Here is a 24,649-nt window from a genome sequence, read left to right on the forward strand (position 1 = left end):
CTGCGCAGATCCCCTTCGCTGTGCTCCGCGGGAGCCTGCTGAAGGCACCTTTTTTGGACTGGCTCCCCACCTACTGCTTATGCAAGCAGCGTTTTGTTTACCGAGGTTTTATCATGGAAAAAAAATTCACCGTTTCAATCCTTTCGTTTCAAAAAATTGGCCAGATAGAAGGTGCCTGGAGCGCCGATGATTACAAGGCTCTTTTAACATTGATGGAGTTTGAAGATGAACTTGAATCTATGAGCGAGAGTGATCTTAGAGAGATGTGCCTGATGTCGTTGAATGATTTCGAGGCAAGCGAAGCAGCAAGGTTTGTTTTGACACATATTACAGAGGGGGAACTCCCTGACGGCAAGATTGATCAAATCTCCCATGACATGATTGAAAACAAACTATGGGAGGAGTATCCAGACCCCTCTTATCATAAGAGATTTTTTGATGCCTATGGACTGCTGCGCAAGGCTTTTAATGGAACCTTTGCGGCACCTACCGGTGTCAGGTTTCAGGCCAGAGTCAGTGCTCAGCATGCAAATGATTTGGATGTGTTTAAGCCGGATACAGAGCCTGCTCTTACAAGATTACTTGCCGCGGGCATAGCGGAAAATGCTATTTTAAATCGCTTGTATAACGAAAAGATTCAAGGTGATGACTTTCCTGAAGCGGAAAATATTTTATGGCAGGTGAAAGAAATTTCAACGTCTGACAAAGAAGTCACCTACGAGATAATAAGCTCCGAACTCTGGTTTGGTGATTTTGAGGACGTCGAATCTTTTACCGGCTCAACCCATGCTGATGCGATAAAGGAAGACGAAGAATGATGGTGTCGTAAAAACTACCCAAAGGGCATAGAAATCTTCATCCGAAGTCTGCGCTTATCTGCTTCGTTGTTGCGGGTTTATCTGGAACAAAGAACTGCCCTTGCTTCCGCTTTTGCCCGAAACGTCAGGAATGTTTTTTCACCGCGTGCTGAAATATTCCTGCACATAGGCAATATGCTTGCGCATTGCCTCAAAGGCATCCTGGGATGATCGGCGTTGAATGGCGTCGTAGATTGCCCGGTGATGCCCGATGACATCTTCCAGAGCCTCCCGGTCCATATACATGTGGGTCAGATTTTTTTTGATGCCGAGAAAGAGAAAATCATAGAAATTGTGCATCAGGTGAATAAAAACCGGGTTTTTGGTCGAAAAGGTTATTGCCATATGAAAGGCGGCATCCGCTCCGGTACCGATTTTATCGGTTGTCGCCAGATCATCTTCCATCTCTTCAAGGCTCTTTTCAATTGCCTTCAGGTCGGTATCAGTTGCCCTTTGCGCTGCCAGCATGGCGGCATTACACTCCAGCCCCATCCGCACCTCCAGCAGATCCCCGAAGGTGGCCTCATCGGCGGCCATGGCGGCAGCCAGCGGGTTGCCGGGCCGATTGTCCGGGGAGCTGACAAAGGTCCCCTGCCCCTGGCGGTGTTCCAGCAGACCCATGGTCACCAGTTTATTGATGGCGTTTCTTACCGAAGTGCGGCTCACCGCCATCGACAGGGCCAGCTCTCTTTCCGGGAGTATCTGCTGCCCCGGTTTGAAGGAACCTTTGTAGATCAACTCGCGGATCTGTTCAAAGACCTGGTCTGAGATACGTTTTGGTTTAATTGGTTTGAGGTTCATTCTTCTCTTTCTGGTTAAGGAAGTATTCGCACATCAGACGCCGATGATAACCCAGAAAATCAGCAGTTAAACCGTACATGTCTGTCCAATATTGGTCCTACCAATGCTGTATGAAAAAAAAACGCGCCCGCTCCTCCCACAGCACAGGTTTCTGAGTGAGAACACCTGATTCTATTATCTAGCAAAGATAAGGAGAGGTATCAAGTTTTTTCTTGACTAGTTCCATTTATGTGATAAAAATTGGTACTACCATTTATCCAGAGAGACTTTCTTGTGCAGAGGGGGATGTCCATAACACCGGGAATCCATCGGTAATATACGAAAAATTTGCGTTTTTTGGTCGTATTAATGTGGGGTGTGAATCCCCTTGTCAAACCATCCAAACCAAACAGAGGGAGAAAAGAATGAAAAAATTCAGTTTCTTAATCGGTCTCGTGTTGATTTCAACCATGACACTAGCGCCAAACGCTTTTTCAGCACGAGAAAAATTTGGTGCAGACAAGCGCCATGATGAAGTCAAAAAAGAACTGCGTACCATCAAACCCTCCACCGCTGAATTCAAGTGGAAAATGGTTATGCCATGGTCTAAAGGACTGTTGTTTTACGATCTTGCGCAACATTTTGCCGACTCTGTAGCCCTTGCCTCGGGTGGTCGTCTGGAAATCAAACTCTTTTCCGCCGGTGAGCTGGTCGGCGCCATGGAAAGCTTTGATGCAGTCTCTAAAGGCCAGGCTGAAATCGGCCATGACTGGCCAGGTTACTGGAAAGGCAAGAATGAAGCCTTTGTCGCCTTTGCCTCTGTTCCTTTCGGTCTTGATGCAGAAGGCTATAACATCTGGCTCTATGAACGGGGTGGCCTGGAAATGATGCAGGAACTGTACGGCCGCTACAATCTGTTTGCCCTGCCGGGCGGCAATGTCGGCCAGGAGCTGGGCCTGTTCTCCAATAAAAAAGCAACAAAGATGAAAGATTTCCAAGGCATGCGTCTGAGAACTCCAGGCTGGTACATGGATATCATGACCAACCTTGGCGCAAGCGTCACTCCTCTGCCGGGCGGTGAAGTATATCTTGCCCTGGAGCGTGGTGTTATTGATGCCGCTGAATTTAGTACTCCCGCCATCAACTACCCGATGGGCTTTGATGAAATCACCAAGTATGTTATCGAGCCAGGCGTGCACCAGCCATCTTGCCAGAGCGCGTTTTTTATCAATAAAGATGCCTATGCGAAACTGCCTGCTGACCTGAAGTGGATCATTGATATCGCCGCAAAAGAAACGCAGCTGTGGTCAACTGCATGGCAGGAAAATCTCAATGCGCAAGCTGTCAAGCTGTTCAAAGAGAAAGTCGAATTTATTCGCATGGACGAAGAAACTCTGAACTCCTTTGCCAAAGCCTCGCATGAATACATTGAGGGCTTGAAAGCAAAATACCCGGATGTGAAAAAAGTCATGGATTCTCAGGACCAGTTCAAGGCAGACTTTGCTGACTGGCGCCAGGAACGAAGCGGTGTAGCTCCATGGCCTTACGATATGTATGTTAAAGGAAAGCATCTGCAATAAACGATATAATGGTAATGCGGGGATCTTCGGATCCCCGCATCTTTCGTGTCTGAACTACACAAGCCACCATTAAAGTGATAAGAGGTTTTTATGTTTAAGCTAGATAGTGCGATCGACTCTCTCAACGAGAAGATCGGTTTTTATGGGTCGTATCTGATATTGCCCCTGATTGCCGTAGTAGGCTGGGAGGTCATGATGCGCTATGGATTCAATGCACCGACGTCCTGGGCTTTCGAGATGACAGTTTTCATTTACGGTGTCCATTACAGTCTTGCCCTGGCATATGCTCATAAACACAATACGCATGTTGCCATCGATGTATTCGAATCCCGTTTGCCGGAAAAATCGCGCACAGTTCTGCGCATCATCACCAACCTGGTTCTGTTTATTCCGTCGATCGGTATGCTGACTTTTTATACCGGCCAACTTGCCTTTTTCTCCTGGCGGCAGTGGGAACATGCTTCCAGTTCCTGGGCCCCGGCTCTTTATCCATACAAAACTATCATGGCCATCGGCTTTCTTCTCCTCTTCCTGCAGGGGATTGCCAAACTGATCCAAGATATTCGTTCCCTGAGAGCCATCCACTAAAATCTGTCTGATCCTGGAGAAAAGATTCTAATGAGCGTAGAAGTCATTACCATACTCATGTTTGCGGCCCTTATGGGCTCCATCGCTTTTGGTCACCCACTGGCGATAACTCTGACCGCCGTTGCGACAATATTCGGCCTGCTGACAAACGGCTTTGACGTCCCCGGATTGCTCGGCCTTTTTGCCAATAATGCCTGGGGCATTTTTCTCAATTACACCCTTGTTGCCATCCCTCTTTTTATCTTCATGGCCCAGATCCTCGATCGATCCAAGGTATCTGAAGGCCTTTTCGAAGCCCTGTATATCGTCCTTGGCGGGCTGCGGGGTGGTTTGGGGATGGCGGTTATCGTTGTCTCCACGGTATTTGCGGCAACGACCGGAATCGTCGGCGCATCCGTTGTCGCCATGGGATTGATGGCCGGGCCAGCCCTGTTGAAGCGCGGCTATGACCGATCGCTCTCCGCCGGTATTATCTGTTCCTCCGGGACGCTTGGCATCCTGATCCCGCCGTCTATTATGCTCGTTGTCTACGGTGGCCTGACCGGTCAAAAAGAAACCTCCGTCGGAAATCTTTTTGCCGCCGCCATTCTGCCGGGCCTGCTGTTGTCCGGCTTGTATCTGCTCTATGTCGGTATTCGCTGTTATCTCAATCCCAAGGTTGGTCCGCCGATCCCGGCGGCAGACCGTACGGCCACTGTCATGCAGAAGGTTACCATGACCCTGAAGAACTTTGTGCCACCGTTTGGCTTGATTCTTACCGTCATGGGCACCATTCTGGCCGGGATCGCTACACCGACCGAGGCAGCGGCACTGGGCTGCGTCGGCGCGTTAATTCTGGCCCTGGTCACGCGGAAACTGAATTGGGAGGTCATTACCCAGGCCAGTATCTCAACCGCACGGACAACCGCCATGATCATGGCCCTGTTTGTCGGCGGTAAATTCTTCTCCGTTGTGTTCCTCAGTATGGGTGGTGGTGATGTTGTCGCCGATGTCCTGCTGGGCATGGATGTCAGCCCCTATGTTGTCTTTATAATTATGATGGCCGTGGTGTTCTTTATGGGCATGTTTATCGACTGGGCGGCAATCCTGCTGGTTGTCGTGCCGATCTTCACTCCCATTGCCATGGATCTGAACTTCAACCCACTCTGGTTTGCCATGATGGTCTGCATCAACCTGCAGACGTCGTTTTTGACCCCGCCTTTTGGCTATTCCCTGTTCTACTTCAAGGGTGTTGCACCACCGGAATACACCATGGGCGATGTCTACCGCGGAATTATCCCTTTTGTTACCATCCAGGTAATCGGTCTCGCCCTGTTGATTGCTTTCCCACAGATTATTACGTATCTGCCTGATGTTTTCTTCGGCAGATAGATACCAATGACGGCCTGGGAGACGACTTCAAACAGGAGGAGCACGGAAATGACTGACAGACTCATAAACATTGACAATCTCTGTACCGATCCGGAAAACCATACGCTGCACATCTGCGAATTGAAGAAGGCCGGTAAAACTGTAGAAGTTGAAGCTCTGCAGAAAAATCCAACCTTCATCTGCGGCAATTGCGCGCAAAAGGCTAATGCTAAGGGAGCGCTCTGCGCTCCCGGCCCATTCCACAATTGATGGCTGGTAAAAAGCTCGATCTCCTTCGTTGCAGATTTTTGGCTGGCTCCCGACATACTCCCTGTATTGTCGGAAACCAGCCAAAAACACTGCGCCTTGTATATCAAGCTTTTTCTCCAGCCATCTTGCAATTTAGACCTGTTTCCCATACGCCGCATGGCAATGGTATCTCACGCCCCCCTCACCACCTGCGTTTCTCCCCTGCTTGACGTCCTTTTTTAAGTTTTTGCATTTTATTTAAAAATCCATTACCATGCAAGGTCCTGCGTAGCACCGGCTGCTATGGCAATACCGGCGGTCAGTTCACACTTTTTCGACGCTTAAAGTTTACTATAATAGAGATATGGCCCATTTCCTCGAGCTTTACGATACCACCCTCCGCGATGGAACCCAGGCAGAAAATTTCAACCTTTCTGTGGAAGACAAGATCCGCATTACTCTCGCCCTTGATGAGCTTGGGATCGATTTTATCGAGGGTGGCTGGCCGGGATCCAATCCGGTTTCTGTTGAATATTTTGAAAGGATGCAGACGGTCGAGCTGCAACACGCCAAACTGGCGGCCTTTGGCTCGACCCGTCATTTCCGCAACCGACCGGAAAAAGACCCGAACCTCCTGGCCCTGCTCAACGCCAGGACCCCGGTGATAACGATTTTCGGCAAGAGCTGGGATATTCATGTCCGGGACGCACTGCACATCGAACTGGAAGACAACCTGCTGATCATCCAGGATACCCTTGCATTCCTGCGCCCCTTTGTGCACCACCTCTTCTACGATGCCGAGCACTTTTTTGATGGCTTTAAAAACAATGAGGAATACGCCCTGGCCACTCTGCTGAGTGCTGTGGACGGGGGGGCGGAGACAATTATCCTCTGCGATACCAATGGCGGCACGCTGCCCCATGAGATCCCGCCGATAATCAAGACGGTCAGACAGTACCTGGCCGAAAATAACCGGACCGTCCATCTCGGCATCCATGCCCACAACGACTCGGAGACAGCGGTCGCCAGCTCTCTTATCGCCGTGTCCGACGCGAAAATCAGGCAGATACAGGGAACAATGAACGGCTTTGGCGAACGATGCGGCAATGCCAATTTAACCTCCATCATCCCCGCCCTGGTATTTAAACTGGGAGTCGAGTGCGAGGTACGCAAACATATCGACCAACTCTATTCTACGTCACGCCTCATCAATGAACTGGCAAATCTGCCCCACAACCGGTATCAGCCCTACGTCGGGCAATCGGCATTTGCCCACAAGGGCGGCATCCATGTCAGTGCGGTGAAGCAAAATCCGCTGACCTACGAACATATCGCCCCGGACAAGGTCGGCAACATCCGACGCATCCTTATCTCCGACCAGTCCGGGCGCTCGAATATTCTCCATAAGGCCAAAAAATGGGGCCTCAAACTTGAAAATGACGATCCCGTGCTGGCAACCATTATCAGTGAGCTGAAAGAGCTGGAAAATCAGGGTTTTCAGTACGAGGGGGCCGAGGCGAGCTTTGAGTTGCTTATGCGCCGGGCGATGGGGCTGCAGCGGAACTACTTCAAGCTCGAGAGTTTTCGGGTCATGAACCATAAATACCGGATGGATAAACCGCCGCTCACCGAGGCGACCATTCGCCTGTTTATCGGCGGCAGCGAGGTCCACACCGCAGCCATGGGCGACGGGCCGGTCAATGCGCTGGACTGCGCCATTCGCAAGGCGCTGCTGCAGTTCTACCCATGCCTTAAGGAAATGGAGCTGACCGACTATAAGGTCCGCGTCCTCTCCGGCGAACACGGCACCCAGGCACGGGTCCGGGTCCTGGTCGACAGCAAGGACCCGCACTGCAGCTGGGGAACGGTGGGGGTCTCCGTCAATATCATTGAAGCAAGCTGGCAGGCGCTGGTGGACAGCATTACCTATAAGCTGATGAAAGAAGACAACAAGAAACTGATGGTGTCGTAAAAAGCCTGATCTGCTTCGTTGTAGGTTTTTGGCTGGCTCCCGACATACTATATGTATAGTCGGAAACCAGCCAAAAACACTACGCCTCGCATATCAGGCTTTTTACTTAACCATCGCTGATGATACATTTTCCTTTTTTTCTGGTACCCATGCGCTGCATGGGTACCTCTGGTGCTTATTTTGCCCTGGAGATACATCTTTACTCGTTTATAAAGTTATGAAAGATGACAAGCAGCAGTCCAAAGTCAATCCGTTCGCGCCCATTGTCTCGTCGGAGCATCTGATCTCGCCCGACTCCTGGCCTCTCAGTGAATTTGAATACGGCATGATCATCGCCCATAACGCTTTTTCCAGATGGATGATCCGCTGCATGCATGCGGCGGGGTATGCCGATTTCAGCACGCTCGATGTCCTGGTCCTGCACAATGTCAACCACCGCAACCGCTCGAAACGCCTCGTCGATATCTGCTTTGTCCTCCATGTGGAGGATCAGCACACGGTCAATTATTCTCTGAAAAAACTGGTCAAAGGGAAACTTGTCGAGCGGGAAAAGCGCGGCAAGGAGATTTTTTATCTGGCGACAGATAAAGGAATAGAGGCCTGTAAACGGTACCGGGAAATACGCGAGCAATGTCTGACGTCGGCCTATCGCAGCCTCGACAAGGAAGGATCGGAAATAAGCCAGGCGGCCGCCCTGCTCAGGCTGATGTCCGGCCTGTACGACCAGGCATCGCGGGCTGCATCATCGTTATAAAATAACTCACCCGCTCATCATATCAGGCAGCACCGTCACAATCTCCGGAAAAGCGACAATCAATCCCAGGCCGAGCAGCAGCAAGATAAAAAATGGCGCCGCGGCATATGCCACCTGCAAAATATCCATCCCGGTCAGCCCCTGAATCACAAACAGGTTAAACCCCACCGGCGGGGTAATCTGGGCCATCTCCACGACAATAACCACAAAAATCCCAAACCAGAGCGGATCGATCCCCGCCTGCTCGACCATCGGCATAACCACCGAGGTTGTCAGCACCACCACTGAAATGCCATCGAGAAAACAGCCCATGATAATGAAAAACAGGGTGAGCGCCCCAAGAAGTGCATACGGCGACAGGTGGAGACCGCCAATCCAGCCCGCCAGCATCTTCGGGATACCGGTAAAGCCCATGGCCACCGTGAGAAACGCGGCGCCGGCGAGGATAAAGGCGATCATGCAGGACGTTTTCGTTGCCCCCATCAAACCATCGAGAAAGCTCTTCCGGGAAAGAGAATCGGTGTACCATGAGAGAACCAGGGCCAGCAGCACGCCGACTGCCGCGGCATCGGTAGGCGAAGCGATGCCTGAGTAAATGGAGCCGATGACCCCGCCAATCAGCAAGCAGACCGGGATAAGCCGACGGGAACGGACCAGCTTCTCGCGCATCGGCAGGGACGGCTCCCCCGAAGGGATCGCCTTTGGGTGGAGCAGCGACCAGATGACCACATAGCCGACAAAGAGCGTCACCAGCAGACAGCCGGGCAGCACTCCGGCGATAAACAGCCGGGCAATCGACTGTTCCGTTGCCACCCCATAGACAATCAGGATAATCGACGGCGGAATAAGAAGGCCGAGGGTGGCCGAACCGGCAAGGGTCCCGATCATCATCTTGACCGGATATTTCCGTTTGGCCAGCTCGGGAATGGACATTTTACCGATCGTCGCCGCAGTTGCAGCCGAAGAACCGGAAACAGCGGCAAAAATACCGCAGCCGAGGATGTTCACGTGCAGCAGTCGGCCGGGTAGATGCGTCAGCCATGGCGACAAGCCGGTAAACATATCTTCGGACAGCCGGGAACGAAAGAGGATCTCCCCCATCCAGATAAAGAGCGGCAGGGCGGCAAGGGCCCAGCCGTTGCTCGCCCCCCAGATTGTGGTGGCCATCACTTCACCCAGCGGCGCATCGGAAAACATGGCCATTCCGGCCATGCCCACCGCCAGGAGCGAAAAGGCCACCCAGACACCGCTGCCCAGCAGAAAAAACAGCAGAAGCAGCAAAACAAGGGTTAGAGTTATTTCAGACATATTCACCCGGGCTCGTTCCCATGCGCCGCAGGGGAACAAGAGTGAGCAGAAGTTAAGGTCTCTGCCTTTTGATCCCCAGCCAGCAGCTGTTCTCCTTTGTCGGCATAGCTCGGAGTCTGACCGCGAAACATCCCCACCAGTTCATCAGACAGGGCGAGGGCCAGGACAAGCAGACCGAAAAGCATGGCTGTCTGGGGTATCCAGATGGGCACGGCGATCATCCCGGGAGAAAGATCATTATAGCTATACGATTCATAGGTCAGCATGGCTGTGTACCAGGTGAAATAAAGGGTTACTGCCAGGCCGGTTCCAATGCACCAGAATTCGATCAGTCGGCGAATTTTCTCGGGAAATCGACTGACGAGCAAGACAACCCTGATATGGGCCCCTTCACGCAGGGTATGCGCCAGGGCCAGAAATGAGGCGGCAGCCAGAAGAAATCCGGTAAAATCAGCATAGGACGGAATGGTAAGCCCGATGGCGCTGCCGGTCAGAAGAGTACTGAGCCGATCTGCCAGGTTGAGCAGAACCTGGCAGATCACCAGCAGACAAATCAGCGCGATACACCCCGCAGCAAGCCAGCCGCTCGAAAGATATAGGATATTCAGCCACCTGCGCATAGGCCCCCGTTACTGTGCCTGATACACTTTCAGCAGTTCAGCGCCTTCCGGCCCGGCCTGCTTCTTCCAGTCTTCCAGCATAGAGGCACCAATTTTTTTCAGTCCGGCCATAAGTTCGGGGCTGGGAGTGACGACAATGATGCCATTGTCTTTTAGTATGGCCGTCTTTTCAGCGGTCTCTTTTTTGCTCATCTCCCATCCCCTGGCCTCGGCCGCTTTTGCTGCAGTCAGCACCGCGGCTTGCGTATCCTTGTCCAGTTTTCTGAAGGCTTTTTTGTTGACGACAACAATGTTTTTCGGCAGCCAGGCCTGAATATCGGTGTAATGGGTGACAAAATCCCAGGCCTTTGAGTTTGCCCCGGTCGAGGGCGAGGTGATCATGGCCTCAACCCGGCCGGTGGCAAAGGCCTGGGGAATATCCGGCACTTCAATCTGGGTGGGAGCGGCACCAATTTTGTTGGCAAACAGCTCAAGGGTCGCATTATAAGCCCGGAATTTAATCCCTTTCAGATCATCCACGGTGTTGATCTCTTTTTTGGTATACAGTCCCTGCGGTGGCCAGGGCACAGAGAACAGAGGCATCAACCCCTCTTTATCGAGGAGCTTGGTGACAATTGGCTGCTGGGCATCCCAGAGCCTTTTTGCTTCATCGTAGTTGGTGGCCAGAAAAGGCTGGGAATCTGCGCCATAGACCTGATTTTCATTGGACAAAAGCGACAGGAAGAATTCGCCGAGAGGCACCTGCCCGCCACGAACCGCATTTTTTATTTCCGGATGTTTATAAAGAGATCCGGCGGAATGTATCTTGATTGTCAGCTTTCCGTCGGTCGCCTTGGCCACATCTTCAGCAAAGACGGCGATATTCTGGGTATGAAAGGTCTTGTCGGGATAAGGCGTCGGCATATCCCAGGCGGCAGCCATTGCCCCCGCGGTTATTGTGAGACCACAGATCATTGATGCCATTACAGTCAAAGCAATTTTCCGGACATTCATACTTTTCCCCTCCTGATGGTATTTTTCTGGTTGTTCGACTAGCCCCCAACACAACTCTTTGGATCACCAAATTACCCGAGCATACGACAATGATATTGACTTTCCATACAGTTCCTGCAACTATTCCAAAATAATGACATTCTGTCGACAAATAATCATTAAGCGTAACATTTTTGGTCAATAGAGCAAACTTTTGATGTTGTAAAACGTGTTGAATCAAAACACCAGAGGATCGTACAATGGCACAATGGCAGATTTGGATTGACCGTGGCGGCACCTTTACCGATATCGTCGCGAAAAAACCGGACGGGAGCCTCGTCACCCATAAGCTGCTCTCGGAAAATCCTGAAAAATACCGGGACGCCGCCGTCCACGGAATACGTCAGCTCCTTGGTATTGATCCCTCCGCCCCGATCCCTGAAAAGATAATCGGGGCGGTTAAAATGGGCACCACCGTCGCCACCAACGCGCTGCTCGAACGTAAAGGCGACCCCACTCTCTTGGTGACGACCAGTGGTTTCGGTGACGCCTTGCGCATTGGCTACCAGACCCGTCCCGATCTTTTTGCCCGCCATATCGTTCTGCCGGAAATGCTGTACCAACAGGTGGTTGAAGTAGCCGAGCGGGTTGCAGCAGACGGCGAAATCATCGTACCTCTCGACAAAGAGGCTGCAAGAAAGGGCCTCCAGCAGGCATACGATGACGGTATTCGCGCCGTCGCCATCGTTTTCATGCATGGCTATCGTTACCCGGAACATGAAAACGCGGTTGCCGGAATCGCCAAAGCGATCGGCTTCAGCCAGGTTTCCGTCAGCCACCAGGTCAGCCCCCTGATGAAACTGGTCTCCCGGGGCGATACCACGGTCGTCGATGCCTACCTCTCCCCTATTCTCCGGCGCTATGTCGATCAGATCGCCGGGCAGCTGGGCAGTTCCGGACAGCTGGGCCCGAAATTGATGTTTATGCAGTCAAACGGCGGCCTGACCGATGCCCAGCTGTTCCAGGGCAAGGATGCCATCCTCTCCGGTCCGGCCGGCGGGGTTGTCGGCATGGTCAAGACGGCAGCCATGGGCGGCTTTACCAAGCTCATTGGCTTTGATATGGGAGGGACGTCCACCGATGTCACCCATTACAACGGCGAATACGAGAGAAGCTTCGAGACCATGGTGGCCGGAGTGCGTATGCGGGCCCCGATGATGCATATTCATACCGTCGCCGCCGGCGGGGGATCGATTCTGCATTTTGACGGAGCCAGATACCGGGTAGGCCCGGAATCAGCCGGTGCCAACCCCGGCCCGGCCTGCTATCGCCGGGGCGGGCCACTGGCGGTAACCGACTGCAACGTCATGCTCGGCAAAATCCAGCCGGACTATTTCCCCCATGTCTTCGGCGAAAGCGGCAGCCAGCCGCTCGACACGCTGTCGGTGCGCCACGGTTTTGCCGAACTCGCGGCAACCATCGCCAGAGACACCTCCGGTCCACAACCGACGCCGGAGCAGGTAGCTGAAGGCTTTTTGCGTATTGCTGTTGAAAACATGGCCAACGCCATTAAAAAAATATCCGTCCAGCGCGGTTACGATGTGTCCGAATATACCCTGAACTGCTTTGGCGGTGCCGGCGGTCAGCATGCCTGCATGGTCGCCGATGCCCTGGGGATGCGCCGGGTTTTTCTCCATCCCTTTGCCGGAGTCCTCTCCGCCTATGGCATGGGGCTGGCCGATATCCGCGCCCTGCGCGAAGTACATCTGGAATTCCCGCTCAACCCCGAGGCGCTGCAACGTATCGAGATGGCCAGTCTCCCGCTTATTGCCGAGGTGGAAGATGAGGTTGCCGCCCAGGAAATCGCCAAAGAATCCATCCGGGTGCTGCGCAAGGTACACCTGCGTTATGAAGGCACCGACACGCCCCTGCTGGTCGATGTCGGCGGTCTCAGGGAGATGACCGTGGCCTTCGAACAGGCCCATAAGCAGCGGTTTGGCTTTATCGCCCGGGAGAGAGGGCTGGTGGTCGAAGCACTTTCCGTCGAAGCGGTGGGCGGCTCGGAATCGATAATAGCCGAACCCACCCTGGCTGCGGCCGATGCCGAGCCGCCGGTCCCCCATGCTGTGGTACAGATGTTCAGCCATGGTCAATACGGCAGCACTCCTTTGTATCTTCGCGAGCAGTTGCTGACCGGACAGCACATCGTCGGCCCGGCCATCATTGCCGAGCAGACCGGCACCGTTGTCGTCGAAGACGGCTGGTCGGCCGAATTGAACAAACTGGGCCATCTTCTGCTTGTCCGCTCCCAACAAAGAACAATACAACATGCCATGGGAACCACGGCCGACCCGGTCATGCTGGAGATTTTCAACAACCTCTTCATGTCGATTGCCGAGCAGATGGGGGCGACTCTCGCCAACACCGCCTATTCGGTCAATATCAAAGAGCGGCTCGATTTCTCCTGCGCCCTGTTTGATCCGCGCGGTCAGCTGGTCGCTAACGCGCCGCATGTCCCCGTCCATCTCGGCTCTATGGGGGAATCCATCAAGACCATCATCAGGGAAAACCGCTCCACCATGCGGCCGGGCGACGTCTATATGTTGAATGCGCCCTATAACGGCGGCACGCACCTCCCCGATGTAACTGTGATCACTCCTGTTTTCGCCGAAGATGGCCGGGAAGTCCTTTTTTATGTCGCGTCAAGAGGTCATCACGCCGACATTGGCGGCAGGACGCCGGGGTCTTCGCCTCCCGACAGCCATCATATCGAGGAAGAAGGCGTACTTATCGACAACTTCCTGCTCGTCAAAGAAGGGGTGCTCAGGGAGCAGGAAACCCGCAAACTGCTTGGCTCCGGTCGCTATCCGTGCCGTAATATCGACCAGAACATGGCCGATCTTGCCGCCCAGATTGCCGCCAATGAAACCGGGGTCAGAGAACTCGGTAAAATGGTCGCCCATTACACCATCGCCGTGGTTCATGCCTATATGCAGCACGTACAGGACAATGCCGAGGAATCGGTGCGCCGGGTCCTTGATCTGCTGCAGGACTGCGCTTTCACCTATCCCATGGACGGTGGCCGGCAGATCCGGGTAAAGATATCGGTAGATAAGCAAAAGCGCGAGGCGACCATCGATTTCACCGGTACTTCACCGCAGGACAATGGCAACTACAATGCCCCGAGGGCAGTATGCAATGCTGCGGTGCTGTATGTTTTCCGATGCCTTGTGGCCGATGCTATTCCGCTCAATGAAGGATGCATGAAACCGCTCAGGCTGATCATCCCGCCGCAAACCATGATCAATCCGGAATATCCGGCGGCGGTCATCGCCGGCAATACCGAAGTTTCCCAGGCTATCACCGATGCCCTGTTCAGCGCCCTCGGTCTGCTCGCCTCTTCCCAGGGGACAATGAATAATTTTGTCTACGGTAATGCCACCCATCAAAATTACGAAACCATCTGCGGCGGCACCGGGGCCGGGCCGGATCATCCCGGCACAAGCGCGGTGCACAGCCATATGACCAATACCAGGATGACCGACCCGGAGGTGGTGGAATGGCGTTTTCCGGTGCGGGTGGATTCTTTTTCCATTCGGCACGGCTCCGGCGGGACGGGAAACTTTCCCGGCGGGGAGGGCGTTATCCGCAAGATTCGCTTTCTGGAACCAATGACCGCCACCGTTCTCTCCTCGCACCGGGAAACCGAACCCTACGGCCTCGCCGGAGGCGGTCCGGGGAAAAAAGGAGTGAACAGCGTACTCCATCGCAACGGCTCGACGACGCTTTTAGCCGGCAACGATGAGGTTCATTTAGAGCCGGGCGATACGTTTATCATCAAAACCCCAGGCGGCGGAGGCTACGGCAAACCAACAAACCCGGCACGTTGAATACTCTGATGATCGGCATCAATACTACTGATGCGAAAATCAGAGTTCTCCGTCGCCTTGCGCTGGATTCATCCGGAACATTATGGTATCTTGGCTCCTGTTCGCGCTTAACAAGACGTTTTTGTGATACAATCCAACCCCGGTAAACGGGAAATAAGCCGGGAGAAGCACCTTGTGTGCTGATTGTCTGCCAGTAGACACGCAGACAATAATCTGCAAGGAACGCAATCCCTATTCAAAGGAGACACACATGAAAACCCCAGTACGCGTAGCAATCACCGGTGCCGCCGGACAAATCAGTTACTCCCTCATATTCCGCGTTGCATCGGGTGATATGCTCGGAAAGGACCAACCGGTAATACTCCAACTCCTCGAAATCCCACCGGCAATGGGTGCCCTGGCAGGCGTGGTTATGGAAATCAACGACTGCGCCTTCCCGCTGGTCGCCGGTATTGTTACCACCGATGATCCCAATGTTGCCTTTAAAGATGTCGAATACGCTCTTCTGGTCGGATCAAGACCACGTGGTCCAGGAATGGAGCGCTCCGACCTGCTGAAGGCCAATGGCGCGATCTTTACTGTGCAGGGCAAGGCCCTCAACGATCATGCCAACCGCAACGTCAAAGTACTGGTGGTCGGCAACCCGGCGAATACCAACGCCCTTATCGCCATGAAAAATGCCCCGGATCTCAATCCGCGCAATTTCACCTCCATGATGCGTCTCGACCACAACCGTTCTCTGTCGCAGATCGCGGCTAAAACCGGCAGCCATTCGACCAAGGTGAAAAAAATGGTCGTCTGGGGTAACCATTCCGCCACACAGTTCCCCGATATCAGCTATGCAACCGTTGACGGCGTGCCGGTAAAAGACAAAGTCGACAATGACTGGTATGTCAGTGACTTCATTCCGACCGTTCAGCAACGCGGTGCAGCCATCATCAAGGCCCGCGGTGCATCCAGCGCGGCATCAGCGGCATCTTCCGCCGTTGACCATATGCGGGACTGGGCGCTTGGCTCAAACGGCGAATGGGTCAGCATGGGTGTTTTCAGCGGCGGCAACAGCTACGGCATCGACGAGGATATTATGTACGCCCTGCCGATCACCTGTGAAAACGGCGAATGGAAAGAAATCCAAGGCCTGGAAATCGGCGACTTCGCCCGCAAAATGATGAAAGCCACCGAGGCCGAGCTGCTCTCCGAGAAAGAGGCTATTGCCGACCTTCTTTAAAAAATATAGCACGCTTTACCGTATCAACTAAAAGAGGCAGCCTCCCGCTACGCGGGAGGCTGCCTCTTTTAATCTTGTATCCATGCGGCGCATGGGTGCAGGATCAATCCCCGGCGATAATCGCCTGGATTCTTCTGCCGTACTCCTGCTTCAAGCTGTCGAGATATTCTTTATCAACCACCCCTTTCCAGGTTTTCACCTGATAAAAACGTTTCGGGATGGCGAAGTTATCCGGATCAAAGCCGGTCCGCGCCCGAACCTTCCAGCGCAGGGCGCGGATATGTTCGGAAACCTGTGGAATCGAGCTGGAAAGTTTGTCAAAGCCAACCGTCCGCAGACATTCAGCCAACTGCTCTTCTGTATAGGCTGACCTGGCAAAGAGGCAGCCCACCATTGAGGTGAGAAATGCCCGGCCGGGCTCATCGTCGATCAGGAAATCCACCGCTCGCGTTATATCCCGGTCCGAATTTTTCTGGTCATAGCTGTAGGCCCCGGTATCAAGATGAGAATGGCGAAAGCCAAGGGTCTGGGCGGCAAAGAACAGCTCGCCGGTGGCATAACCAGCCATTTCCTGACCGAGAACGCAGCCAAAATCACCACCGCCGTAAACTGCGGCAGCCTTCAGTGTCCCCTGGCCAAGCAGCCGGTAAAAATCGTTGCTGCCCCGGCCGAGATGCCGTGCCGCCTGCTGATAAGCGGCGGCATCGCCGAAAGAAAGCGGAACAAGGGTCTCTTTTGCCGATATCAGCCCCTGCTCTGTGGCCTCGGTTGCCCAGCCCAGGGCCACTCCGCCGGACATCGCATCAAGCCCCACCTTTTCCATGACATCCAGGATGCGCAGCACATCAAAGCTGTTGGTTACCCCAAGCATGGTACCGGCGGCAAAGATCGGTTCATAATCATAGGCCACCTGATGATAATGGTAGCGGTTGTCGGTGGCCATTTTTTCCCGGATAAACCCGATATGAATACAGCCTACCGGGCAGCCGGAACAGGCGCCGTTTCTCAGCAGGGTATTGTCGGCAAAACTCTTGCCGGTGATGGAAGATATACCGGGGTCACTGGTCTGCTGCAGATTGCGCCAGGGCAGAGACGAGATATCATTGAGGCCCTGGAGGTTCGCCGGAGTCCCCAGATTATGATATTTTCGCATCATATCGGTAGACGTAACCTTGGTATACACCTCCTTATACAGTCGCGCATATTCTTTTCCGGGCGGAACATCAAAATCGGAGTCGCCGTGGATGACGATAGCCTTGATATTTTTTGCGCCCATGGCTGCACCGCCGCCCATCCGGCCAAAATGGCGGTAGGTATCGACATTGATACAGGCCATAGCCGAGCCGACCTCCCCCGAAGGGCCAATGCGCATGATCGAACGGTGACCACTGCCGCCTTTAAACATCCTTCTGATCAGTTTGCCGGAGCTTTCCGCATCCGTACCGCGCAGGAAAGCGGCATCCTTGAGCTCGAGATGATTGGCGCCGATGCCAAGACAGCTCAGCCGTTTTGCTTTACCGACCAGCACAAGCGCATCAAGATCGGAAAATCTGAGCGACAGTGCGGCACGTCCGCCGGCGTGGCTTTCGGTGTATTCGCCATGATAATTCGATTTGAATGAACAGACCATTTTGCTCATGAGCGGGAAATAGCCGGTCAATGGACCGATGGCAAAGATGAGCGGCTGTGCCGCATCGTCCCAGTCCAATTCAGGCTGACCATACTGCATATAGAGCAGCGCGGCGAGCCCGCTGCCACCGGCCACTTCATTGCGGCCATCGAGCAGAACAATCTTTCCTTTACCGGATGCAACATCAACCAGCAGGATGCGAAACTCCTCCCTGATCATACCAGCACCTCTTCGATACTGTGGCTGTCGACCATTTCCAGGCAATTTTGCGGGCAGAACGGGACACACTGACCACAATGGAGGCAGACGTAGACATCGCCCCGACGATCCTGGTAAATAGCGTCAACGGGACAGGCATCAATGCATTTTCCGCATTGAATACACAGCTTTTTCTTCATGATAATCCCGCCGCCGGGTCGGCTGGTAAAAGCGCCGGTGGGGCACACCTCAGCGCAGGGAGGCGGATCACAGGCCAGACATCTGTTGGCAATAAATCCGGTGGAAAGACCACCCGAGGAATGAATGCGGATGCCTGCCGTATTCCAGGAAATCCGGTGATAGACAAGGCGGGCACAGGCCAGGGAGCAGGACTGGCAGCCGATGCACTGGTCCATGCGGGGGGTCGTAAGCTGTTTCATATCTTTTTCTGATGCACTTCCATTTTCAGCCGAGTTGTTCTAAAGTTGGAGAATGGCTTTTTACTTAATCATCTCAAATTTAAGTTTTTTACGAATTTATCAGTGTTGTCGATATAAAAACTCTTCATCTGTGAGGCGATGCGATGGTTAGATTTACCGTGCATAATCTGGGCGAGCACACGATAGACAACCTGTTGGTCAGTGGCCCTTTCCGGTCAATCATCATGGAAATGGCGGATATGTTTCTCGCCACCTGCACAGGACCGGCCGGGCCGGACGATAAGGATCTCGACTATCAGTTTGCCGAGTATATCATTAAAATGTCGTACGGTCAGGGGAGAATACTTGAATGGACACCGAATCCTCCCGAAGCAACCCACTGAGCGGAGAGATCTTTCAGCCTAGCCCTTCGCCAGATCCGCCAGAGCCAGATACAGAGTGCCGACGGCCAGTTCGGCGCAGTGATGATGGTCCTCCGGCAGGGTCTGCAGAAAATCGATAATATCGGTCGGGGTCACATTCCAGCAATGCTCGACCGGTTTTCCCTCCACCAGCTCAGCCAGGACATTGGCGCAGGCATTGGTGTTCATGCACCCCTCCAGTTCATAGGTCAGCTGCTCCACGACACCTTTATTGACCGCAAGATAAATGGTTATGGTATCACCGCAGTCCCCGGTCTTTTTCCCGACAGCATCGGGTTTTTCCATGGCCGTTCTTCTCTCCCAGAGATTGGCCATCACCAGAAACTGTTCGGAATGATCCTGCCAGAAATCGAATGTGCTTTTCATACCGCTATCCCTCTCACCTCACCTTTTGTCCCTGCCGGCAAGCGGCACAACAAACTGCGATTCGGTGTCCCACGGAAAAAGAATCCAGGTATCCTGGCTCACCTCGGTGATAAACGTATCAACCATCGGCCGCCCGGCAGGTTTTGCATACACCGTGGCGAAATGGGCCTCCGGCACAATTTCCCGGACCACCTGGGCAGTTCGCCCGGTGTCGACGAGGTCGTCGATTATCAACCAGCCTTTTCCATCACCGTCAAACGACTTCAGGGTGTTGACCTCGCCCTTTCTGTCCTGCCAGTCATAGCTGGAAAGACAGATAGTGTCCACCAGACGGATATCCAACTCACGGGCGATGATGGCTGCCGGCACTAAGCCTCCGCGGGTTATGGCAATTATACCCTTGAAAGGTCCGATATTGAGCAGACGCCAGGCAAGGGCCTTGGAGTCGCGATGCAGTTGATCCCACGAAATAGGATATGTTTTTTGATAATCTGAATTTTTTGACATATTCGTTTTCAGCGTTGTAAAAATGCTCATCCGGTTCCCATGCAACGCATGGCAACCGGATGAAGAAGTTGAATTTCACGATGGCATCAATCAGAGCACCTGCTTTAAAAACAGCTTTGCTCTTTCTTCCTGCGGGTTGGTAAAGAAATGTTCCGGTGTGCCCACCTCAACGACCTTTCCCTCATCCATAAAGATGACCCGGTCGGCCACTTCCCGGGCAAAGCCCATTTCATGGGTGACCACAATCATGGTCATGCCTTCCCGGGCGAGCTGCTTCATGACATCGAGAACCTCGCCAACCATTTCCGGGTCAAGCGCGGAGGTTGGTTCATCAAAGAGCATGACCTTGGGGTCCATCGCCAGCGCCCGGGCAATTGCCACTCGCTGCTGCTGCCCCCCGGAAAGCCTTGAAGGATACTCTCCGGCTTTTTCCGGAATGCCGACTTTTTTCAAGAGGGCCTGGGCTTTTTCGTCGGCAACCTTTTTGCTCCTTTTGCGGACCCGACACTGGGCCAGGGTGAGGTTTTCCAGTACCGTCTTATGGGGAAAGAGGTTGAACTGTTGAAACACCATGCCCACCTCGGCCCGAATCTTATTGATATTGGTTTTTTTATCCGCCAGGTCCACGCCATCGATAAAAATATGGCCCTCGGTAAACGTCTCCAGCCCGTTTATGCAGCGCAGAAAAGTCGATTTCCCTGAACCGGACGGACCAATGACCACCACAACTTCTCCGCGCGCCACCTCGGTCGACACCCCATCCACGGCACGTACTTCCCCGGAACGACTGCTGAACACCTTCACTACATTGTCGGCTTTAATCACTGACGGCGAGCCTCCGTTCCATGTAAAAAACAAGTTGCGACAAGACCGAAGTCACCAGCAGATACATCGCCGCCACCACAATCCACACCTCGAAGGTGGCAAAGGTGGAGGTGATAATCTCCCGACCCGATTTGGTCAGATCAGTAATGGCAATAACTGAAACCAGAGACGAGTCCTTGATCAGGCTGATGAACTGGCCGGATAACGGCGGCAGGATTTTCTTGAAGGCCTGGGGCAGAATAATATCTTTCATGGTCTGAAAGGCCGTCATACCAAGCGATCTGCTGGCCTCCATCTGTCCTTTCGGAATACTCTGCACCCCGGCACGAACTATCTCCGCCACATAAGCCCCGGCAAAAAGGGCCAATGCCCCGACGCCACAGACATTGCGGCTGAGATTGAACACTGTGCCAAGGAAAAAATAGGCAATGAAGATTTGTACCAGCAGCGGCGTTCCACGAATACATTCGACGTAGACCATCGCCAGGCCTCTTAAGGTGATATTCTTTGAGACCCGGGCAATGCCGGTCAAAAGACCCAGGATGAGGGCGAACACACTGGAAATTGCCGACAGCCAGAGAGTTGTCCAGAGACCGAGCATCAATGGACCAAGCCGCCAGGTTTTGGTAAAGCCGACGGTATCACCGGCAAACAAATCCTCACCCTCGGACACCTTCAGGGTGTCACTGGTGACTTGTATCGTTTTGGTCTCTGCACTCTCGGAGACCACCGTCACCTTGGTATTCTTGTTGCCCTTCACAACGGCAGTCACCTTGCCGTCAAAGGGGATTTTCTGTGCATCTTCCGCAAGGTACATAAAGTACTGAGGTACTCTGTACCATCGCCATTTATAGTCGATTTTGCTGACTGCACCCCAGGTGCCGGCGGCTATCCCAAGCAGGATAACCACCAGCAAAAGTCTCCAGGGCCAGGTCTTCTCTCTGGCTTTCAAATTTGCACTTCCTTTTAATTACTGGATTTCTTTTAACCATGCATCGTCATGAAACCACTTGGCGTAAATCTTGTCATATACGCCGTCGTATTTGATCTGACTCATGAAATTGTCCAGCCAGTTAAGGAAATCGGGGTCCCCCCTGCGGATAGCCCAGGCCAGTGGCTCCTTGGTGAAAGGCTCGTCGAGATGGACAAATTTTCCGGCACCCTTCTGGCCCATGGCGATGGTATTAAACGGCAAATCGTAGATAAAAGCATCAATCTTGCCATTGGACAGCTCCATGACCCCTTCCTGCTCGGTTTCATACGAAATGTACTTGGCATTAGGTATCATCCGTTTCGTGGCCTGCTCGCCGGTAGTGCCTAATTTCGAAGCGATGGTGTATTTGGGGTCGTTCAGGTCTTTGTACGATTTGACCTTGTCGGCGAGATCTTTTTTCAACAGCACCGACTGACCGATCAGGATATAAGGAGTGGCAAAATTTACCGTCAGGTTTCTCTCCTGGGTAAGGGTCATACCGGACATGATGACATCGAATTTCTTGGTCAGCAGTGCCGGGATAATTCCGTCCCAGGCAGTAGACACGAGTTCGAGCTTAACTTTCATTGCTTTGGCCATTCTTGTGGCCATATCAACATCGAAACCGATGATTTCGCCTTTTTGATTGGTCAGCTCAAATGGCATGTAGCCGGGTTCCATACCCACCCGCAGAGTCCCGCGCTTCTGAATTTCCGCCAGGGTATCTTCAGCAAAGCCTGTTCCTGCAGAGCAAGTGAGCATAGCCAGTGCAACAGCTACCAGTAACGACAGTTTTTTCATCTCTCTCTCCTTTTTATAGTTAAGTATAAGGGTAATACCCTTGACGAATGAACGGCTCCTCTGTTTATCCCTCCACTCTGCCATGAACAGGGCATTCGCTGGGGGGAAGAATCAGCCTTTCAGCTCCTTGGACAGACTATCTCGTGTGAGCATGCGGCAGTCGGCAACGAAAAACAACTATTTGGTATTATATAAAAATTCAATCGGGTCCACGAGTAAACAACTCATTCCTGCGTAACAAAATCCTCGGCAAAACTCAAGGAGATTCTTGTGTGAACGCTTAGTTTTCCTGGCTTCTCACATCTTTGTAACAAATTCATCAGCCATTGCCCGTTCCTCTCAACCGCAAGGCATATCTTTTTTTCCGTCGGCACCATTCCCTGCGAGATATTTTATGCCTAATCGTTTACGTTCCAGGACCAGACGGCACCGCCCTGTACGGAAATGCCCTGTATGGAAATGTTACTCACAGCCAATAAATCGACTGATGAAAACCGAAAGCTCTCTTCTAACCTATTTCGCTTTAGCAACAGCAGTTCTATTCTGGGGACTCTCCTTTGTGGCGACCAAAATCGCCCTGCAGAGCTTCACCCCATTCTGTCTGATATTTTTCCGTTTTTTTGCCGCCTCGATTTTTTTTGGCATGTTACTCTGGCGTACCGGTTTTCCGCCCCTTACCGGCAAAACGTTACAATCTCTTCTGTTACTTACTCTCATGCAGCCCGGCCTCTATTTTCTCTTTGAAACCACGGGGCTTCAATACACCTCAGCGACCAAAACCTCCCTGATCATCGCCACCATTCCCATTGTCGTGCTGGTCCTCTCCGCACTGTATTTAAAAGAGAGGCTGCGCCTGCTGAATACACTCGGCATCTGTTTCTCCCTGGTTGGCGTGGCTCTGCTGGTTTTTGGCGGCGACGTCCAGGAGGCCGGCGGCATGCTGCTGGGCGATATGCTTATCTTCGGGGCTGTGCTTGCTGCCTCCATTTACATGATTATGACCCGGCGATTAGGCGAATCGCTCACCTCTCTGCAGATCACCGGCATGCAGATTATCTTCGGTGCCCTGCTATTTTTCCCGGCATTTCTCTGGGATCTGCCAAAACTTCACTGGCAGGCAGTCTCCAGTGAATCGCTGATCGCCCTGGTCGTGCTGACTATTTTTGCTACCATCGTGGCATTCCTGTGCTATAATCATGCGCTGACCAGAATTCCCGCGGCGCAGGCTGCTGTCTGCATCAACGGCATTCCCCTGGTCACCGCCTGCGGAGCCTGGATGATGCTGGGAGAGACGCTCTCACTTATGCAGCTGGCTGGTGGAGCGCTTGTCCTCGGGGCTGTCCTCTTGGCCAATCACACCCCGAAAAACAACGAAATCAACATATCAACATCAACATAAAGGTTTGACAATGAAGAACATATTTATCTCCGGCTCACTGGCCTATGATCGAATCATGAATTTCCCCGAGAGTTTCTCCGACCATATCCTGCCGGACAAAATCCACAGCCTCAACGTTTGCTTCCAGGTAGACGGGGTCACGGAGAACTATGGCGGGACTGCCGGTAATATTGCGTATGCCCTCAAACTGATGGGGAAAGATTCAACGATTACCGCCACTATCGGCAGCGACCATCATAAATATTTCGAGTGGCTGGACCAACATTCGATTTCCAGAACGGAAATCACCGTTATCCCCCAGGAGCTGACGGCCGGAGCGTATATAACGACCGATAAAAGCAACAACCAGATTACCGGTTTTAACCCCGGGGCAATGAAATACTCCTCCGGACTCGACTTTAACAGTCTCAACCCGGAAGAAACCCTGCTGCTGGTGTCCCCCGGGAATCTTGATGATATGATCAACTACCCAAAACTGTGCAAGCAGAAAAACATTGGCTATATTTTTGATCCCGGCCAGGCTCTTCCCGTACTGCAGGCCCAGGATTTAATCGATGTCATTACCGGCTGCATGCTTCTCATCGTCAACGATTACGAGTTCAATCTCATTCTGGATAAGACCGGCTTGACGAAAGATGAACTGCTGGGATTGGCCGATGCAACCATTATTACTCTGGGCGAGGCCGGTTCAGAACTTTACAAACCGTCCGGCAAAATAACAATTCCCTCCTTTAAGGCAGCCAGAGTAGTCGACCCGACAGGGGCTGGCGACGCCTTCCGGGGCGGACTGCTCAGTGGCCTGATCAACGGCAGTGACCTGGAAACCAGTGCCATCCAAGGCAGCGTCTGCGCCTCTTTTGCCGTTGAATGCAACGGGACCCAGGTGTATTCGTTCACTCCCGAGGAGTTTGCCAACCGGATGCGGGCAAACTAACCATTT

At 52.9% G+C, this 24,649-nt stretch carries 23 protein-coding genes; 12 read left to right on the forward strand and 11 right to left on the reverse strand.

Annotation, left to right across the window (positions count from 1 at the left end):
• Window positions 1–113 precede the first annotated feature (113 nt).
• Complete coding sequence (locus FCL47_RS15410; RefSeq protein WP_136814419.1) at window positions 114–818, forward strand: hypothetical protein; 705 nt, start codon at window positions 114–116, stop codon at window positions 816–818.
• Between the two features lie 138 nt (window positions 819–956).
• Here the strand turns inward: FCL47_RS15410 and FCL47_RS15415 are convergent, their stop codons facing one another.
• A complete protein-coding gene (locus tag FCL47_RS15415) occupies window positions 957–1,658 on the reverse strand; it encodes a FadR/GntR family transcriptional regulator (protein WP_136814420.1) in 702 nt (233 codons plus the stop codon).
• Window positions 1,659–2,062: 404 nt separating this feature from the next.
• On the opposite strand from FCL47_RS15415, the gene FCL47_RS15420 reads away from it, so the two are divergent.
• The 6 genes from FCL47_RS15420 (at window position 2,063) to FCL47_RS15445 (ending at window position 8,130) form a co-directional block, all read left to right on the forward strand.
• Window positions 2,063–3,217, forward strand: coding sequence for a TRAP transporter substrate-binding protein (locus tag FCL47_RS15420; RefSeq protein ID WP_136814421.1), 1,155 nt, complete (start codon window positions 2,063–2,065; stop codon window positions 3,215–3,217).
• Between the two features lie 90 nt (window positions 3,218–3,307).
• Window positions 3,308–3,805 (forward strand): TRAP transporter small permease subunit, encoded by a 498-nt coding sequence (locus tag FCL47_RS15425; RefSeq protein ID WP_136814422.1) that lies wholly within the window; start codon window positions 3,308–3,310, stop codon window positions 3,803–3,805.
• A gap of 30 nt (window positions 3,806–3,835) precedes the next feature.
• Entirely contained in the window at window positions 3,836–5,176 is a 1,341-nt protein-coding gene (locus FCL47_RS15430) for a TRAP transporter large permease subunit (protein ID WP_136814423.1), read from the forward strand.
• 48 nt (window positions 5,177–5,224) lie between these two features.
• The gene (locus tag FCL47_RS15435; protein ID WP_136814424.1) at window positions 5,225–5,425 is read left to right on the forward strand and encodes a hypothetical protein; all 201 of its coding nucleotides are present in this window, start codon (window positions 5,225–5,227) and stop codon (window positions 5,423–5,425) included.
• Window positions 5,426–5,768: 343 nt separating this feature from the next.
• Window positions 5,769–7,376: a citramalate synthase gene (gene cimA, locus FCL47_RS15440; RefSeq protein WP_136814425.1), complete on the forward strand. Its 1,608-nt coding sequence runs from the start codon at window positions 5,769–5,771 to the stop codon at window positions 7,374–7,376.
• Between the two features lie 217 nt (window positions 7,377–7,593).
• The gene (locus FCL47_RS15445; RefSeq protein WP_136814426.1) at window positions 7,594–8,130 is read left to right on the forward strand and encodes a winged helix DNA-binding protein; all 537 of its coding nucleotides are present in this window, start codon (window positions 7,594–7,596) and stop codon (window positions 8,128–8,130) included.
• A 6-nt stretch (window positions 8,131–8,136) separates the two neighbouring features.
• Here FCL47_RS15445 and FCL47_RS15450 read toward each other — a convergent pair whose 3' ends face one another.
• Genes FCL47_RS15450 through FCL47_RS15460 form a run of 3 tightly spaced genes read right to left on the reverse strand, consistent with a single transcriptional unit; the run spans window position 8,137 to window position 11,021 of the window.
• The gene (locus tag FCL47_RS15450) at window positions 8,137–9,438 is read right to left on the reverse strand and encodes a TRAP transporter large permease (RefSeq protein ID WP_136814427.1); all 1,302 of its coding nucleotides are present in this window, start codon (window positions 9,436–9,438) and stop codon (window positions 8,137–8,139) included.
• A gap of 2 nt (window positions 9,439–9,440) precedes the next feature.
• Complete coding sequence (locus FCL47_RS15455; RefSeq protein WP_136814428.1) at window positions 9,441–10,058, reverse strand: TRAP transporter small permease; 618 nt, start codon at window positions 10,056–10,058, stop codon at window positions 9,441–9,443.
• Window positions 10,059–10,067: 9 nt separating this feature from the next.
• Window positions 10,068–11,021, reverse strand: coding sequence for a TRAP transporter substrate-binding protein (locus FCL47_RS15460; protein ID WP_370459566.1), 954 nt, complete (start codon window positions 11,019–11,021; stop codon window positions 10,068–10,070).
• Between the two features lie 269 nt (window positions 11,022–11,290).
• Here FCL47_RS15460 and FCL47_RS15465 point away from each other — a divergent pair, with 269 nt between their 5' ends.
• Together FCL47_RS15465 and FCL47_RS15470 are read left to right on the forward strand one after the other, a co-directional pair.
• Window positions 11,291–14,920, forward strand: coding sequence for a hydantoinase B/oxoprolinase family protein (locus FCL47_RS15465; RefSeq protein WP_136814430.1), 3,630 nt, complete (start codon window positions 11,291–11,293; stop codon window positions 14,918–14,920).
• Between the two features lie 250 nt (window positions 14,921–15,170).
• Complete coding sequence (locus FCL47_RS15470; RefSeq protein ID WP_136814431.1) at window positions 15,171–16,148, forward strand: malate dehydrogenase; 978 nt, start codon at window positions 15,171–15,173, stop codon at window positions 16,146–16,148.
• A gap of 103 nt (window positions 16,149–16,251) precedes the next feature.
• On the opposite strand, the gene FCL47_RS15475 is transcribed toward FCL47_RS15470, so the two are convergent.
• Window positions 16,252–17,997, reverse strand: a complete 1,746-nt coding sequence (locus FCL47_RS15475) for an aldehyde ferredoxin oxidoreductase N-terminal domain-containing protein (protein WP_136814432.1) — start codon at window positions 17,995–17,997, stop codon at window positions 16,252–16,254.
• Window positions 17,994–18,416 (reverse strand): 4Fe-4S dicluster domain-containing protein, encoded by a 423-nt coding sequence (locus FCL47_RS15480; RefSeq protein ID WP_136814433.1) that lies wholly within the window; start codon window positions 18,414–18,416, stop codon window positions 17,994–17,996. Before FCL47_RS15480 ends, FCL47_RS15475 begins: the two co-directional genes overlap by 4 nt.
• Before the next feature lie 143 nt (window positions 18,417–18,559).
• Between FCL47_RS15480 and FCL47_RS15485 the strand changes: the two genes are divergently transcribed.
• Complete coding sequence (locus FCL47_RS15485; protein ID WP_136814434.1) at window positions 18,560–18,799, forward strand: hypothetical protein; 240 nt, start codon at window positions 18,560–18,562, stop codon at window positions 18,797–18,799.
• A gap of 18 nt (window positions 18,800–18,817) precedes the next feature.
• On the opposite strand, the gene FCL47_RS15490 is transcribed toward FCL47_RS15485, so the two are convergent.
• From FCL47_RS15490 to FCL47_RS15510, 5 genes are all read right to left on the reverse strand, one after another.
• Window positions 18,818–19,204 (reverse strand): iron-sulfur cluster assembly scaffold protein, encoded by a 387-nt coding sequence (locus FCL47_RS15490; RefSeq protein WP_136814435.1) that lies wholly within the window; start codon window positions 19,202–19,204, stop codon window positions 18,818–18,820.
• Window positions 19,205–19,222: 18 nt separating this feature from the next.
• Window positions 19,223–19,711, reverse strand: a complete 489-nt coding sequence (gene gpt / locus FCL47_RS15495; protein ID WP_136814436.1) for a xanthine phosphoribosyltransferase — start codon at window positions 19,709–19,711, stop codon at window positions 19,223–19,225.
• Between the two features lie 90 nt (window positions 19,712–19,801).
• Entirely contained in the window at window positions 19,802–20,536 is a 735-nt protein-coding gene (locus FCL47_RS15500) for an amino acid ABC transporter ATP-binding protein (protein WP_136814437.1), read from the reverse strand.
• A complete protein-coding gene (locus FCL47_RS15505) occupies window positions 20,529–21,488 on the reverse strand; it encodes an amino acid ABC transporter permease (RefSeq protein WP_136814438.1) in 960 nt (319 codons plus the stop codon). The genes FCL47_RS15500 and FCL47_RS15505 overlap by 8 nt, the downstream gene beginning before the upstream one ends.
• An 18-nt stretch (window positions 21,489–21,506) precedes the next feature.
• Window positions 21,507–22,310 carry a transporter substrate-binding domain-containing protein gene (locus FCL47_RS15510; protein WP_136814439.1) on the reverse strand — a complete coding sequence of 268 codons (804 nt, stop codon included), beginning with the start codon at window positions 22,308–22,310 and terminating at the stop codon, window positions 21,507–21,509.
• A gap of 487 nt (window positions 22,311–22,797) precedes the next feature.
• Here FCL47_RS15510 and FCL47_RS15515 point away from each other — a divergent pair, with 487 nt between their 5' ends.
• Window positions 22,798–23,709, forward strand: coding sequence for a DMT family transporter (locus tag FCL47_RS15515; RefSeq protein ID WP_167496513.1), 912 nt, complete (start codon window positions 22,798–22,800; stop codon window positions 23,707–23,709).
• Between the two features lie 10 nt (window positions 23,710–23,719).
• Window positions 23,720–24,643, forward strand: coding sequence for a carbohydrate kinase family protein (locus FCL47_RS15520; protein ID WP_136814441.1), 924 nt, complete (start codon window positions 23,720–23,722; stop codon window positions 24,641–24,643).
• The last annotated feature ends 6 nt before the right edge of the window (window positions 24,644–24,649 follow it).

The sequence above is a fragment of the Desulfopila sp. IMCC35006 genome, from assembly GCF_005116645.1.
In the GTDB taxonomy this organism is placed as follows: Bacteria; Desulfobacterota; Desulfobulbia; order Desulfobulbales; family Desulfocapsaceae; genus Desulforhopalus_A.

What these genes read in the sequence shown, in the direction of transcription:
- FCL47_RS15410 (WP_136814419.1), top strand. Translation starts at nt 114, where the DNA reads ATGGAAAAAAAATTCACCGTTTCAATCCTTTCGTTTCAAAAAATTGGC.
- FCL47_RS15415 (WP_136814420.1), bottom strand. Translation starts at nt 1,658, where the DNA reads ATGAACCTCAAACCAATTAAACCAAAACGTATCTCAGACCAGGTCTTT.
- FCL47_RS15420 (WP_136814421.1), top strand. Translation starts at nt 2,063, where the DNA reads ATGAAAAAATTCAGTTTCTTAATCGGTCTCGTGTTGATTTCAACCATG.
- FCL47_RS15425 (WP_136814422.1), top strand. Translation starts at nt 3,308, where the DNA reads ATGTTTAAGCTAGATAGTGCGATCGACTCTCTCAACGAGAAGATCGGT.
- FCL47_RS15430 (WP_136814423.1), top strand. Translation starts at nt 3,836, where the DNA reads ATGAGCGTAGAAGTCATTACCATACTCATGTTTGCGGCCCTTATGGGC.
- FCL47_RS15435 (WP_136814424.1), top strand. Translation starts at nt 5,225, where the DNA reads ATGACTGACAGACTCATAAACATTGACAATCTCTGTACCGATCCGGAA.
- cimA (WP_136814425.1), top strand. Translation starts at nt 5,769, where the DNA reads ATGGCCCATTTCCTCGAGCTTTACGATACCACCCTCCGCGATGGAACC.
- FCL47_RS15445 (WP_136814426.1), top strand. Translation starts at nt 7,594, where the DNA reads ATGAAAGATGACAAGCAGCAGTCCAAAGTCAATCCGTTCGCGCCCATT.
- FCL47_RS15450 (WP_136814427.1), bottom strand. Translation starts at nt 9,438, where the DNA reads ATGTCTGAAATAACTCTAACCCTTGTTTTGCTGCTTCTGCTGTTTTTT.
- FCL47_RS15455 (WP_136814428.1), bottom strand. Translation starts at nt 10,058, where the DNA reads ATGCGCAGGTGGCTGAATATCCTATATCTTTCGAGCGGCTGGCTTGCT.
- FCL47_RS15460 (WP_370459566.1), bottom strand. Translation starts at nt 11,021, where the DNA reads ATGGCATCAATGATCTGTGGTCTCACAATAACCGCGGGGGCAATGGCT.
- FCL47_RS15465 (WP_136814430.1), top strand. Translation starts at nt 11,291, where the DNA reads ATGGCACAATGGCAGATTTGGATTGACCGTGGCGGCACCTTTACCGAT.
- FCL47_RS15470 (WP_136814431.1), top strand. Translation starts at nt 15,171, where the DNA reads ATGAAAACCCCAGTACGCGTAGCAATCACCGGTGCCGCCGGACAAATC.
- FCL47_RS15475 (WP_136814432.1), bottom strand. Translation starts at nt 17,997, where the DNA reads ATGATCAGGGAGGAGTTTCGCATCCTGCTGGTTGATGTTGCATCCGGT.
- FCL47_RS15480 (WP_136814433.1), bottom strand. Translation starts at nt 18,416, where the DNA reads ATGAAACAGCTTACGACCCCCCGCATGGACCAGTGCATCGGCTGCCAG.
- FCL47_RS15485 (WP_136814434.1), top strand. Translation starts at nt 18,560, where the DNA reads ATGGTTAGATTTACCGTGCATAATCTGGGCGAGCACACGATAGACAAC.
- FCL47_RS15490 (WP_136814435.1), bottom strand. Translation starts at nt 19,204, where the DNA reads ATGAAAAGCACATTCGATTTCTGGCAGGATCATTCCGAACAGTTTCTG.
- gpt (WP_136814436.1), bottom strand. Translation starts at nt 19,711, where the DNA reads ATGTCAAAAAATTCAGATTATCAAAAAACATATCCTATTTCGTGGGAT.
- FCL47_RS15510 (WP_136814439.1), bottom strand. Translation starts at nt 22,310, where the DNA reads ATGAAAAAACTGTCGTTACTGGTAGCTGTTGCACTGGCTATGCTCACT.
- FCL47_RS15515 (WP_167496513.1), top strand. Translation starts at nt 22,798, where the DNA reads ATGAAAACCGAAAGCTCTCTTCTAACCTATTTCGCTTTAGCAACAGCA.
- FCL47_RS15520 (WP_136814441.1), top strand. Translation starts at nt 23,720, where the DNA reads ATGAAGAACATATTTATCTCCGGCTCACTGGCCTATGATCGAATCATG.